We start from the raw sequence: 12,536 nt of genomic DNA, 5'->3' as shown, positions 1-12,536 counted from the left end.
ATAACAGCTTGTCAATCTTCAAACTTTGGCAATGTCAACCAAAACTTCGCTCCTTTTCCCAATTCGCTATCAACGCCAATCTCTCCGCCGTGAGCCTCAACAATTTGCCTGCAAATGTAAAGTCCCAATCCCAACCCTTGCCTTAAACTAACTCCAACTCCCCTCGTATAAGGCTCGAATAATCTTGCACATTGCTGAGGAGAAATTCCTGCCCCATTGTCTGCAACCGTACAGCGAACCATCTCACCTTCCCGTTTAGCTTCTACAGTCAAAATAAACCCCGACTGATTGTATTTAACAGCATTGTCGATCAGATTGCCAAACACCCGCCATAGCTGCTGGGCATCAGCATTGACTAAAGGCAAATCTGCTGCAAAACGCTGCTTAACCTTGACTCGATGCTGGTTGAGAATTGGTAATCTTTCAATAAGAATATTTTGGACTAAAGCGGGCAGCGACAGCGGCTTCATGGCTAAAGAAGCACTTTTCACATCAAACTGTTGTGTTGCTGTTAGTGACTCAATCAACTGGAGTTGGCGCGAACAACTTTGCACCATAACCTCCACAGTCCGCCTATCAATAACAATGTTACTGGCAGCATCATTGAGGCGACTCCGCAGCAGTAGCGACATTCCTGATAAAGGCGAGCGCAAATCGTGCGAAACAGCGTGCAACAGCATTCTTAAATTGGCTTCTGCTTGCTGTCTTTCTTGAATTTCCTGGCTGAGCTGAACATTTTGTGCAGCCAATTGCACGTTAGCACAGCGAAGTTGCTGCTGCAAGCGCTGCATTTTAAGTTGGGCAGATACCCGCGCCAACACTTCAACAGGCTCAAAAGGTTTTATAATGTAGTCAGCACCGCCCGCCTCAAACCCTTTTACTTTGTCAAATACGTCATCTAAAGCGCTGATAAAAATTATAGGGATATCACAAGTAGCTTCAGATGCTTTAAGTTGACGGCAGACTTCATAGCCATCCATACCGGGCATTTTTATGTCTAGCAAAATCAAGTCGGGTGCTTGCAATTCTACTGCTTTTAAAGCTCGCTCTCCACTAATCAGCTTCCTGACTTTGTAACCGTTTTCAATTAGCAGTTGAGAGAGTAGTTGAATGTTAGCGGGAATATCGTCAACAATCAAAATGTCAGCCAAAAATTGTTTAGTTTGCTCCATCATCTATCGCCACCAAAGGACAGAGTTTTGAGTTTTTTGCGAATATTGCCAACCGCTATTTTCCCAGCCGCGCTGTTCGCACCAGCAGCATTAACAGGCGACTTAACATCAGCCACAGTCACGGGTTCTTCTGGATCGTTCGGATGTGGCAGCAATTGGTAAGCGAATCGAATCCGCTGATCCAGCTCTTCATCTATATTGAGCAGTTTACCCGTCTGCTGCTCTACTGACAAAGCTTTCGCCCGCCTTTCAAGCTGCGGTCTGATGCTGCTGTCCCACAGTTGTTCAGAATCTTTAGCTCGCTTTATGTCGCCGGGCCGCACCGGAATCTTGAGAGGGTAGGGAAATAAAGCTTCCGTCCCCGTTGCGTAGGCCGGTGAAGTGATGACGCACTTGCCTTGAGGAAACCTCAGAATTTCGTCAGGACTAATCAGCGGTTTCTTTTGCAACTGTTCGCTCCAGTTGACAGAACGGCTCGTTTGCTGCCCCGTCGAGCTGCCGGTCGATCGATTTTTTACCAGCACTTCCACTTCCCCGTACCGCTTAGAATATTTTTCGGCTGTCTCAAAATCGCCGGGGTTAAAGAGGACATGAGTTGACAGAGCACTGGCGATCGCAGCCCCTTTTTTATCCCCATAGAGATTATAGAGTTGATTGAGTGATTGAATGCCAACAATCGGTACGCCGCCAGCAGAACGATATTCGTTAGCCCACTGATCCATTCTGTCAAACTTGAGAGACGGAAACTCGTCTAAGCAGTACAAAAATGGGTCAGAACGTACCCGACTCAAATTAGACACCACACATAAATGAATAGCAGCAGCTAACAGCGGCCCCACTACAGTGCGTCTTTGGTCATCTAATTTGAAAATAATGCACTTTTTGCCTTCTAAAGCAATCGGAATGGTGCTGCGACCAATAAATGCCCGCAGCAAATCTTTTTGAATGAAACTGGAGTAGGTTGCCTCTGCGGTTGCCTTAATGCCCGCCACTGTTTTTTCAGCATCTTTTGAACTTAATAACTGCGAAAAACTAGAGGCAATCCACCTGTCCATTTTGAGGGGATGACCGTCGGGCCGATGAACGGCGTGGTCGATGCGCTTGACCAAATCTGGCAGTTGAATAATTGCGTACACAAAAGCTAAATCCGGGTAAGGACTGCTTTTTGCCAACTGCACTAAACCCTTCGCCATCAACTCGCCTGCTTTCTCAAAAAACTCATTGCCTTTACTCTCCCCCGGACTAGCATTTCGAGCAATAACTTGTCCAATTTCTGCTGCCATTACTGCATCTTGTGCATCTCTCATAAAATCCAGAGGATTGATAGTGCCGCTGTAAGCTTCCCCTGGCGCAAACACTTGCACGTCGTAGCCGTAGCGCACTGCAAGGGGTGCAAGCAGTTTCATTTGGTCTCCTTTTTTGTCGTAAATAATGGCAGGAAAACCTTGCTGGAATGCACTTTCAACCATCCGGTCAATGACGCTGAATGTTTTGCCAGAACCCGGAGCACCAATGACTAAAGTGCCGCGTTCTGCGTGGGGAAACCAAACTGTAGGAGATGCACCTAATAGCGTTTGCAATCTAGCGCTCAATCCCTGACAACCTTTAAACCAATAAGTCGGCGTACCGCTCCACAAAGTGACGGGCTGCCGTTTTTTTTCTTTCATTTGCTTGAGGGCAGAGCCTGTGGCTGCCAATTTTTCAGCCGTCCCGCAGAGCCGCCCGGAGGTAATTTTACCCTTTCCGTTTCCAACTAATTTGGAAACAATAAGTAAGCCTGCCATTAGCCCTAACATTGCCAGTCCCTCTGGCTTCATAAACTGGCCCAACAACCCCCCAAAATCTATGCTAGTTAACGAACGTTTAGGAGCTTGAACTGCCATTGGTATCAAGGTAGCTTTGTTAATTTTAGGCAGAAATTGCAAATTGTTCATTTTTTTTAGCTCTTAAAAAAACTAAATGTTTCAGCTAGCGGCTATCGCCTCAAGGGGGAAAAAATGACAAAAATAGGTAAACAATGGTAAGAAGCAATAACGCGAAATCTCCCAGTAAGACAGTACAGAATTCTAGTGGAAAGTCCAACACGCAAAAGAACAAGAGTGCTGATTATTACGAGATAGATCCGGAGCTATTCAACAGTGATTACAACCAAACTCGCAAGCCCTCTTTGCCCTATGGAATCGTGATTAACGATAACCCAGCAGGTATTTTGCTCCCGAACGACCAGCTTGTCAAAGCGGAATGGCACGTAATGCCTAATGTTGAGGAATTGACAACGGTCGAACTAAGCGAAGAAGTGACAGGCTTACTGCTCCCAAAAGCGAGAATGTTGGTATTAGCTTTTGTGCCTGAGTACATCCGCTACAAAGATATTGAAGAAAATGGAGAATTAGCAGGTAGTTTTATTGGGCTTTACGACGAATATCGCGATTCCCTCGATAAAAAGACGCAGGAAGTGTGTTCCGAACACGCTCTCATCTTTCTAAATCCCAAAAACCAACCCCTGCATCAGGTACCGATTGTCGTCCGCTTCAAGAATGTAGCCCTCTGGAGCTTTAAGAGCGCTAGAGAAGAATTTTACCGCAATTTGGAACGGGCATTTGCTGATTGCTTTGGGAGAGATTACAGCGGTAAAAATGACAAGTGGCGCTCTTTGGGAGTGTTGAATGTCGAGTTTAGAGCTCTCAAAGAAGGGGAAGGTAAAAATAAATCGTTTTGCTGCAAAACTCATAGCATTACTCAGCCAACTGATGCTAATTTTCACAAGCTATTTCTCGGTCAAAAACCACAAAAGAAATTGATTTGGGGACTGCACAATAGCATTGCTGGTTTCATAGACGCTAGCGATGCCGGGTTGCCAGCTATAGCCGCTGGTGCCGAACCTGAAGTCCAGGCGTTGCCAGAAAGTGTAACTAACCGCAAAAATCGAGGTAAATTGTCGCCCCCTCGCAAAATTGCACAAGTTGAAGGAGGAACAGACTCAGAATTAGAGGAGTTAGATGAATTTTCCGAGGCTGCTGAGGTTGAGGTTGAAGTTGAGGTTGATTCAGAAGAAGATTTTGACTTCGATGAACCCGCAGACTACTAAACACTAACTACTGAAAAGCTGGCTGTCAGCAAGTTGATAGGTAAGGCCGTCGTAGCAAAATTGAAGCTGGCGGCGGCCTTGTTTGGAAAGCTGATTCACTTCTAGACAAGGCAAACCCTCGTGTGAGGAACTGTCAGCCTTAAACAAAGGAGTTTTCGGCGGTTTATGGGGGTCGAGATAAGCTGCAAATACTTCTGTTGGCATTTGACTTGAATCATTAGGAATTAAGTAGCCAACATAAAGGCAGCCTTTTGTGCCGCACAGAGTGGAATTATTGAAATCATAAAGGTTCAGCCGTCCTACCGAGCCATTAACTTGCCACACTCGCATTCTCTTAATCGCTTCCGCCGCAGCACTTTGCCCAGCCGCTACTTTGAGTTCTGGAAGGCTGCTGTGTTCCTTTACAATTAGGGTTAAAGTTTCTTTTGGAGTGACTCGCAAAGCTTGTTGCCAAGAAGCTGGTGCGGTTGTTGCTGAACTAGAATTCGTGCAAGCAACTGTCCCCAATAATAGCGACAGGGCGGTAAAAACTGTCAAACCAATGCGAAACCAGTAACCAATTTGATTTAACCAAACCGGGGGGTTGACAATCTTTTGGGTGCCTGCTGTTTGTTGCTTAACTCTATTTTGTTTAACCATTTGTTACTCCCATCCTACAAGATAAAAGAAAAAAAAGGACAATAAGCAGAAAAAAAAGACAATAAGAGAGAGATTTTTTGGTTGAAGTAAGCTGTTGTCTGTCTAAATTTTACAGTCAAATTTTATGACTGACTTCGGGGAATACAAAACGACTCTACAATTTATATCCTGCACAGCTTAGAAGTCATATCTAATCCGTTGACATCGGAATTATTATCTGTCTCTTCTCTTTCTCTGTGTCCTCTGTGCCCTCTGTGGTTTAATCATTCGGGAGCATCTTAATGAAAGCAGCCAAACCCAAAATTGGAGTTAGGAGCCAGGAGTCAGGAGTCAGGAGGAAAGAGTCAGAAGGAAGGAGTCAGAAGAAGTGTTTTTACCAATATGAGGCGCTCCCAATCATTCCGATACAACCAGAAGTGATATCAGTGCTATAAAAAAATCAATGGTTTCAGCAATTAAAAACGTCCTGGTTGCGGAGAAGGTTGTTAGAGTTGTTGATACCTTGCTTTTCCACCTCCTCTTTCCCCTGGTTCAATGGGAGAGCGCAGCCGTGCCAAGAGTAACTGCTATCCCCAAACCGATTAGTATCAGAAAAGTTTGCTGCTTTCGCTTGTGAAAAAGTCGAATAAAAAACCACATTCCCATCAAACAAGAGCTGAGGAACGGCGCAACCTTAATATTCCAACTAGCATTTAAAGTAATGCCGGAGCCGACCGAGTTGCTGATGCCGTTGCTGTCACCAGAATTAGCTTGGCAATTGTCGCTGGTATTGTGGTTATAAAGCTCTCGAACTTTTTCCCCGTACTGTTTGAGAGAGTAGCCGCCTAAAATGTTGGAATAGCTGGCATCAATTTTACTGCCAGAACCCCCAAAGTGTTTCTGCGCTACTCGCTCAATTAAGCGATCGCCCTTGAACACCTGCCCAGTTTTAGGGTCAATTTCCTGTTGGCTGCTGACTACGTTCTCAGCTAGAGAATTTTGCAAGACTTTATCCTGAACAGCAGGAGGAAAATATTGGAAGAGTTCCTCTCTTGTAGGTTTTTGCCCTCTGTTGACGTTCAGGATAAAGTTAGCCCCCCCTGGAATTGAGCTGACAGCACGCTGCACGTCTTCCCGGTAACTCATCAACTGATAGCGACCGATCGCCCGCCCGCAGTTGCGAGCTCCTTCAGTACAAACCATCTCCCCAATGGCTTCGTAGTCGGCACTGGCTGCACTTTCCAATTTGGCGATTCCTTCAGAAAGCTTCGCTAACGCCTCCCCTAATGAAGCTACATCCACACCGCTAACGTAAGTCGCTGGGCGCGCGCACTCTCGCTTTGATTCAGGTAGAGGCTGAGTTGGTAAAGTGTTTTCTTTAGCTTGATTTGAACTCAGCGGCTTTGAAGATTTTGTTTCGGATGCGACGCCTTTTGAGCGAGAAATACTGTTAGAAGAACCGCCTTCCAATTGACCGACAAACATAGGCGAATTAACGCTGTAACTGAGAAACGGAACTGGGCCAATTATGTAAGGCGATTTGCCGCAGGGCAAACTAAACCTGAAGTACAGAGCCGTGTCAACAGTATCGCTGGTTTCTGACGGTTCCATTACCACTACTTTAAACACTTCCCCAAAAGGATGCCGGCCCGTCGGTTCCCAACCGCTCAAACAGCCAGAACCGCCTCGCACTTCCTGGTATTTGCCGCTAATCCACTGCTTGCCTTCTAGCGGTCCTGTGGCGCGGCGACCGGCGTTTTCCATGTCGTCGAGTTCGATATAAGCGCAATCTTTCTCGCACGCTACCGCAAATCCTTCTACATCGGAACCGGAAATTGTATTAGACCGTTTGCTTTCATACCTACTGTAGATCGTGTCAATTCGCATGATTGTGCTGCCAATAGACGCAATAGGAACAGGAAAACTAGAAAGTGGGACTTGACTCAGCAGCGGAATATTGCTGATGAGTTCCTCTGACCAGCCAGAGAACTGTTCTAAATTTACGCTATTAAGGTTAGGGATTTGGGCGATCGCAAACTCAGATAGGTCAATTTGGTTAAGTTTTGCCTGCGCTAGTTGCGGTACTTGTTTTACAGCTTGACCAATTGGTAATTGGTTGATGTTAGGGTTCACTCCGGCTATTTGAGAAGATAAAGAAGCAATTGGAGGAACATCGCTCAATTGAAATTGGCTAAGATTCGGAACAATTTCAGCCAAGTGACCGACAGTTTGCTTCCCAGCTAAGGGAAATGCTGACAAGCTGATCTTCTCTAAATTGATATCCCCTAATGCCAATTGTTCAATTGCTTGCAAAGACAGAATTTCAGGTTTTACATCGTTGATGTCCCCCAGCTTCAAGATGTTGTCAACAGAAGTGCCAGCTTGCCAGCTTCGGCCGCCAGAACTTCCAGAACTAGCAACGGCGGGCAGAGAACTAAAGGTAATTTGGCTCCAATCTGGCAGCAAAACTCTAGATTGCTCTTTTTCCCAAATTTTAGTAGGTAAGGAACTAGCGCTAGCAATTGATGGAAAGCTGAAGAAAGTAATGCATATCGCAGCACAAATTAGGCAGAGTGTACTGGCAGCTATTAAGGCAGAGCCTATCTGGCTTGATTTTTTTAACGGCTTGGGACTGTTCATGGAAATCCTCTTGATGTTAACTAAAATCGCGAAAAAGAAAGCTGCTCTATTTTTTCTGAGTTGATGCGTCCAGGACTGCATTTCTCGATCTTCGCTTTTTTCTTTAATCAAGCTCCAGTTCCAACTGTGGATTCGGCCGGACTGCTGAATCTGTCCAAGGAGTATCTGCTAAGTTGGACAAATCATAAACATTTTCTTGGTAAGCGTCGTCAAAATTACCTTGACGAACTTCCCTAGGTGATGAGTAACTGACAGTCAAATCGGGTTGCGATTCGTAACCGGAGTTGTTATAGCCGGAATTAGGTTCGATCGATGAATTGTGCATGGTTTTTCTTAGTTTATGTGGTGAATAGTTTTAACTTAAATCGCATCTAGTTTTGGCAACTTCATCCCTGTGAGCGATTTCGTTCAGTAAAAATTACCCCCTCCATTTGGAGGGGGCAGCTCTATGAAAGCTGGGGGGGTGACAACCCCGTTAGAAGCTAGACAAGGTAAGGCGTTCTTGCTGCTAGACCCAATTCGCGAGCATTATCTTCTAATGAAAATGGGTTGGTATCAAGATAATCGCATCAAAAGCAATGTCATCCACGTTCGCCTGAAAGATGGAAAAATCTGGATTGAAGAAGACTGGACTGAGGACGGCATCGCAACCGATTTACTGCAAGCGGGGGTGTCTTGTGAAGATATTGTCCTCGCCTTTCATCCACCGCGTTTGCGTCAGTTTACGGAATTTGCAACTACGTAACGCGATCGCTCTTATGGAGAAAATAGCACATCGCGCATCAAGAGCGATCGCGCACTTGTCTAATTCGCAGCCAACAAACCCGACATATTCAGCACTTTTTCTGACCAGATTTTTACCTGTTCGCTAACTTTTATTCGTTGCTGAACGTTCGATCGAATCTCAGCCCAAGAATACTGCCAGCAAGCTAACTGAACCTGCAACTCAACTAACTCAGCAGCTATTTCTATCTCTGTATCGGCAGCAGTCCATTCAATAAACAGCTTGCTTTCTTGCAGTAAATCTTCAATTATTTCGCCATGAGCTGTATTTTGACAGCGGGATTTGATTCGCGCTAAATTTGATGCTAAATTTCCCAGACGAACCGGCAGTTCGTCTCGCAAATAGCGTGACTTTAAAGCATTCCAATCTCTCATAACTCTCCTAATAGCCGTTGAACGATCTGAGCAACTCGATCTCGAATCATCGGATCTTGAATTTCCATCGAACGATTGTTTTGGCGGGGGCGGATATTGATGAGAGATTCATAACCTACTTCTTGTGTCAGCGGATACCAATCTGCTCCCCAAATATCTACTTGCTTGCTCCCATTTTCCAGCAATACAGCTTCGCAGTCAGCGTGAAGCTCTCCACCACCAGCTAAAATTCCCCGTTCGATATCCACTGCCAGTTTAATATAACTGCTCAGGATTTCCAACATTTCTTCAAGTTGCTCTTTGGTAGCACGCTCTTGTATCAGATTAATCATCTTTGTCTGCGCTTTCGATAAACTACTTTTTAAGTTACGTTAACTGTGCTTGCCTCAAAAGCAATTGCTTGCCAAACAATACAACATTTCCCCCTGGATTTAGGAACATCAAATTGATGCTTGATAAGTATCATTGTAGAATAAACTTAGTTATATTTATCCACAACTCGGTAAATTACTGTCATATGCTAAATATTCTATCCAATAAAATGATGCACTTTCTATCTCCCCATCCACCCATTCTAATGGGTTTTCACAAACACCTTCTAGTCCAAATAAGCTGACAGTTTTACCAACATTTGGAAAATCATCATCTATAACTGTTCTAGAGGTTTTTTCGAGAGGCTTGAAATCATGGGAGCCGGGAGGCTCTTCTACATATCCGGTTAATTGGCGTACCGATGTTTTGACTCCATCGAAAATTAGGTAAGATTTTGGCAGAAAAGTTATTTCATTTTGGGGATTAAGTGGATGATTTGGTAGCAAGCCGAGTTGACGGGTGGGAATGACAATTTTTGAATCGCGGATCAAAGGTCGATCTAAATTACAATTTGTGAAATAGAGTAGGTCAAAATGATTGCTAATTACAGTCATTGAATTTTCTCCAAAGTAATCGTTTCTATGCTTGCTAGCGGGATTTGTAAAGTGCCATTGCTTATAGGGGTTCTCTGAAAAATTTTATCTTGAATATAACATAAAAAAGGTTTTTTTACGTGCAGTTGGAGAGTTTTTGCTGCTGTCGTTTGCTGCCGCATCTGTTCCGATTTCAGGATTGTTAAGATTGCGATAATTGTCAGTTCGATTGACGGCGCGGATCTCGGGTTTACCCCAATTACTCCTGTTACTCATTATTTGGTCAAGATTGCGCTGCTTCAACTCGATCGAGTTTATTTTTTAAACCGCGATCGCGATCGCAGCTTTGAAAATTTTTGGCGATCGTGCAATGAAACCGCTAACTCCACAAGACATCCTCAAGCGTTACTCAAAACACCGGACAGGTATTGACAGCCCCGGCTCCTTTTACTCTCCTTTGGAAACGAAAGTAATGATGAGAGCTAATCCGCCCCTTAAGCCTGAAATATTAACAGCTATTTCAACTATTTTTACCGATAAAAATCAAAAACCTCAGTTGCAAGCTACACTTAAAACTCCTTACCAACTGATCGATACTGCTTTCAATCTTGAAACAGCCCTTCAACCATTCCAACAAGCAAAAATCATCGGTATAGACTGCGAAACAACAGGGCTTGACCCCTACCAAGCCAAAATTAGATTGTTACAACTTGCCATTCCTGACCATCCAGTAATCATTGTAGATTTATGGGCAATTGAACCGAGTTCCCTCGAACCATTACGCTTGCTTCTAGCCAGTCCTGCACTGAAGGTAGGTCACAACCTCAAATTTGAATGGCAAATGCTCGCTTTTGCCGGACTGGAACCATCCAAACCCTTTTTCGATACCTATTTGGCTTACCGAGTGCTGACGGCTGGACTAAAACGCCACCTGTCCCTAGAGTCTGTCAATGAGAATTTGTTGAAAGTAAAGCTAGACAAAACGCAGCAAGTTAGCGATTGGTCGGGAAACTTAACACTCGCTCAACTGCAATATGCTGCTACCGATGCTGCAATCTTACTCCCGCTGGCTGCTGCTCTGCAACAAAAACTGAAAGCTTCTAAGCTTTGGAAAACTGCTTTACTAGAGTTTGCTTGTCTGCCTGCGGTGGCTTCTATGGAACTCAACGGAATGCTTTTAGATAGAGAACAGTGGAAAGTTTTGGGAGTCAAGCTCTGTCATCAACGCGACTCTCTTTTAAAACAAATTAATTCACAACTCCATCGACCTAACCCTCACCAACAAATCTCTCTGCTGCCCGAATTTATGGATACAATTAATCCTCGCTCTCCCAAGCAAGTCTTAGCCGCTTTGCAAGAAAAAGGTATTCCTGTTACTTCCACTAGCTCTCAACATTTAATTCCTTTGCAAGGCGAGTATCCCGTTATTCAAGCACTGTTAGAATACCGCAGTTTATCAGCTCGTATCGATACTTTTGCTTTGGTTTTACCTGAACGCATTCACCCGATTACAGGGCGCATTCATCCCAATTGGTTTCAGATTGGTGCTAGATCAGGACGGTTTAGTTGTCGAGAGCCAAATTTAACGAATATCCCCAGAGATAAGGAAACCCGACAGTGTTTTAAAGCTGCACCCGGTTACGTCCTGCTCAAAGCCGATTACAGCCAGATTGAACTGCGGATCATGGCGAAGGTTTCGGGCGATCGCACGATGGTGAAAGCTTACTCCAAAGGGGAAGATTTGCACTCTCTCACAGCTTCTTTGGTGCTAGCAAAACCCTTATCTGAAATAACTCTCGAAGACAGACAGCTCGGCAAAATTATTAACTTCGGTTTAATTTATGGCATGGGAGTTACAAAATTTAAGAATATGGCTCAAGCAGAGCATGGAGTCACTTTAACGCTGCAACAAGCTTCACACTTTCGTAAGAAGTTCTTTGAATCCTATACAGGTATCAAACAATTTCACGCCAAAGTTCGGAAGGCCTGGAGCCGAGGTATCCGAGAAAGTCGCACAGTCTTAGGCAGAAGGAGATTATGGTCAAAAGATACTAAACCGCTGCTTAATGAGATGCTAAATAACCCAATTCAAGGAATGAGCGCTGACATTACTAAACTCGCTCTTGCTTTACTTTTTATGCCTCTGAGCCGCACTGGTGCTAAACTGATTTGTGTCGTTCACGATGAAATTTTAATAGAGTGTCCTCTTGAACAAGTGACGGCAGTTAAAGCCTTGCTTAAAAAATGTATGGTGAGAGCCGGGAATAAATTTCTCTCTCCGATTCCTTGCGAGGTAGAAATTAAGGTGATGGAAAGTTGGGGGGGGTAAGAGATTAACGGGGAAAGATTGGGAGTGGGGAGGGGAGAAACCGCACCCCAGGCATTGCTGTGAAAATTCCACTTCCTGACCACTCCCCATTCCCCTAACAGTCACCGCATAATTCCGCGCCCAACCTCCCACCCCTAAACAACGATTGTTGAGGTGCAAGTGAACAGTTGATTTCAAAACATAATGAATGTAATTCTCACTGTTAGTAACCAAGCCGCAAATATCGTTGGTAAGTTATCAAAATGCGCTATTGCCATGCTGCACCAAGCTGAATATAGCGTTATCAGGCAGGAGGGAGAGCGCGGCTACACAACCAATGCTTTAACTGTACCGCTTGAACCAGAAACAGGTTTAACTTGGCAGGGAGTAAAACTATGCCTTGAAAATTGCGGCTACCGCGTCCAAGTTAAGTCTTAGATTACTTATACAATAATCCGTGCATCTGGTTAATAACAAATGCACGGGTTATTATTTCCCAGACCGTCCTGGACGCAACGCCACCACCACAAACGGGGGGATTGCCCGCTATTTCAGGCTTATTCAGAGGCTGGGCGTAAGTCCTGCTATAGAAAGTGCCATAAAACTTTTGCGCTAATTCTATCAACAGTCAAAACTTTTTGGCTCAC

Annotated in this window: 12 protein-coding genes; 4 read left to right on the top strand and 8 right to left on the bottom strand. The window is 44.6% G+C overall.

Features of this window, described 5'->3' with window-relative positions:
- Positions 1-11: 11 nt before the first annotated feature.
- Positions 12-1,175 carry a hybrid sensor histidine kinase/response regulator gene (locus tag QUB30_RS26815; protein WP_333339900.1) on the bottom strand — a complete coding sequence of 388 codons (1,164 nt, stop codon included), beginning with the start codon at positions 1,173-1,175 and terminating at the stop codon, positions 12-14.
- Positions 1,172-3,106, bottom strand: coding sequence for a type IV secretion system DNA-binding domain-containing protein (locus QUB30_RS26810; protein WP_333339897.1), 1,935 nt, complete (start codon positions 3,104-3,106; stop codon positions 1,172-1,174). Before QUB30_RS26810 ends, QUB30_RS26815 begins: the two co-directional genes overlap by 4 nt.
- Before the next feature lie 83 nt (positions 3,107-3,189).
- Here QUB30_RS26810 and QUB30_RS26805 point away from each other — a divergent pair, with 83 nt between their 5' ends.
- The gene (locus tag QUB30_RS26805) at positions 3,190-4,260 is read left to right on the top strand and encodes a DUF5895 domain-containing protein (protein ID WP_333339894.1); all 1,071 of its coding nucleotides are present in this window, start codon (positions 3,190-3,192) and stop codon (positions 4,258-4,260) included.
- Positions 4,261-4,263: 3 nt separating this feature from the next.
- On the opposite strand, the gene QUB30_RS26800 is transcribed toward QUB30_RS26805, so the two are convergent.
- From QUB30_RS26800 to QUB30_RS26790, 3 genes are all read right to left on the bottom strand, one after another.
- A complete protein-coding gene (locus QUB30_RS26800; protein WP_333339892.1) occupies positions 4,264-4,899 on the bottom strand; it encodes a hypothetical protein in 636 nt (211 codons plus the stop codon).
- A 531-nt stretch (positions 4,900-5,430) separates the two neighbouring features.
- Positions 5,431-7,518, bottom strand: coding sequence for a hypothetical protein (locus QUB30_RS26795; protein ID WP_333339889.1), 2,088 nt, complete (start codon positions 7,516-7,518; stop codon positions 5,431-5,433).
- A gap of 103 nt (positions 7,519-7,621) precedes the next feature.
- Positions 7,622-7,843: a hypothetical protein gene (locus QUB30_RS26790; protein ID WP_333339888.1), complete on the bottom strand. Its 222-nt coding sequence runs from the start codon at positions 7,841-7,843 to the stop codon at positions 7,622-7,624.
- Between the two features lie 123 nt (positions 7,844-7,966).
- Between QUB30_RS26790 and QUB30_RS26785 the strand changes: the two genes are divergently transcribed.
- On the top strand, positions 7,967-8,263 hold the full coding sequence (locus QUB30_RS26785) for a XisI protein (RefSeq protein ID WP_333339885.1): 297 nt from the start codon (positions 7,967-7,969) through the stop codon (positions 8,261-8,263).
- Positions 8,264-8,322: 59 nt separating this feature from the next.
- Here QUB30_RS26785 and QUB30_RS26780 read toward each other — a convergent pair whose 3' ends face one another.
- From QUB30_RS26780 to QUB30_RS26770, 3 genes are all read right to left on the bottom strand, one after another.
- On the bottom strand, positions 8,323-8,676 hold the full coding sequence (locus QUB30_RS26780) for a hypothetical protein (RefSeq protein ID WP_106331790.1): 354 nt from the start codon (positions 8,674-8,676) through the stop codon (positions 8,323-8,325).
- On the bottom strand, positions 8,673-9,008 hold the full coding sequence (locus QUB30_RS26775) for a DUF5674 family protein (protein WP_333132781.1): 336 nt from the start codon (positions 9,006-9,008) through the stop codon (positions 8,673-8,675). The genes QUB30_RS26780 and QUB30_RS26775 overlap by 4 nt, the downstream gene beginning before the upstream one ends.
- 156 nt (positions 9,009-9,164) lie before the next feature.
- Entirely contained in the window at positions 9,165-9,602 is a 438-nt protein-coding gene (locus QUB30_RS26770; protein ID WP_333339883.1) for a hypothetical protein, read from the bottom strand.
- A gap of 349 nt (positions 9,603-9,951) precedes the next feature.
- Here QUB30_RS26770 and QUB30_RS26765 point away from each other — a divergent pair, with 349 nt between their 5' ends.
- Both QUB30_RS26765 and QUB30_RS26760 read left to right on the top strand, forming a co-directional pair.
- Entirely contained in the window at positions 9,952-11,910 is a 1,959-nt protein-coding gene (locus tag QUB30_RS26765) for a bifunctional 3'-5' exonuclease/DNA polymerase (protein ID WP_333339880.1), read from the top strand.
- A gap of 183 nt (positions 11,911-12,093) precedes the next feature.
- Positions 12,094-12,327 carry a hypothetical protein gene (locus QUB30_RS26760; RefSeq protein ID WP_106331788.1) on the top strand — a complete coding sequence of 78 codons (234 nt, stop codon included), beginning with the start codon at positions 12,094-12,096 and terminating at the stop codon, positions 12,325-12,327.
- The last annotated feature ends 209 nt before the right edge of the window (positions 12,328-12,536 follow it).

It is taken from the genome of Microcoleus sp. BROC3 (genome assembly GCF_036702515.1).
Classification (GTDB): Bacteria; Cyanobacteriota; Cyanobacteriia; order Cyanobacteriales; family Microcoleaceae; genus Microcoleus.
This window is presented reverse-complemented; position numbering and strand designations above follow the sequence as displayed.

Bases quoted from the DNA above. Each gene is read 5' to 3' on its own strand.
- QUB30_RS26795 (WP_333339889.1), bottom strand. From the start codon at position 7,518: ATGAACAGTCCCAAGCCGTTAAAAAAATCAAGCCAGATAGGCTCTGCC.
- QUB30_RS26765 (WP_333339880.1), top strand. From the start codon at position 9,952: ATGAAACCGCTAACTCCACAAGACATCCTCAAGCGTTACTCAAAACAC.
- QUB30_RS26790 (WP_333339888.1), bottom strand. From the start codon at position 7,843: ATGCACAATTCATCGATCGAACCTAATTCCGGCTATAACAACTCCGGT.
- QUB30_RS26775 (WP_333132781.1), bottom strand. From the start codon at position 9,008: ATGATTAATCTGATACAAGAGCGTGCTACCAAAGAGCAACTTGAAGAA.
- QUB30_RS26810 (WP_333339897.1), bottom strand. From the start codon at position 3,106: ATGAACAATTTGCAATTTCTGCCTAAAATTAACAAAGCTACCTTGATA.
- QUB30_RS26770 (WP_333339883.1), bottom strand. From the start codon at position 9,602: ATGACTGTAATTAGCAATCATTTTGACCTACTCTATTTCACAAATTGT.
- QUB30_RS26805 (WP_333339894.1), top strand. From the start codon at position 3,190: ATGGTAAGAAGCAATAACGCGAAATCTCCCAGTAAGACAGTACAGAAT.
- QUB30_RS26760 (WP_106331788.1), top strand. From the start codon at position 12,094: ATGAATGTAATTCTCACTGTTAGTAACCAAGCCGCAAATATCGTTGGT.
- QUB30_RS26800 (WP_333339892.1), bottom strand. From the start codon at position 4,899: ATGGTTAAACAAAATAGAGTTAAGCAACAAACAGCAGGCACCCAAAAG.
- QUB30_RS26785 (WP_333339885.1), top strand. From the start codon at position 7,967: ATGAAAGCTGGGGGGGTGACAACCCCGTTAGAAGCTAGACAAGGTAAG.
- QUB30_RS26815 (WP_333339900.1), bottom strand. From the start codon at position 1,175: ATGATGGAGCAAACTAAACAATTTTTGGCTGACATTTTGATTGTTGAC.
- QUB30_RS26780 (WP_106331790.1), bottom strand. From the start codon at position 8,676: ATGAGAGATTGGAATGCTTTAAAGTCACGCTATTTGCGAGACGAACTG.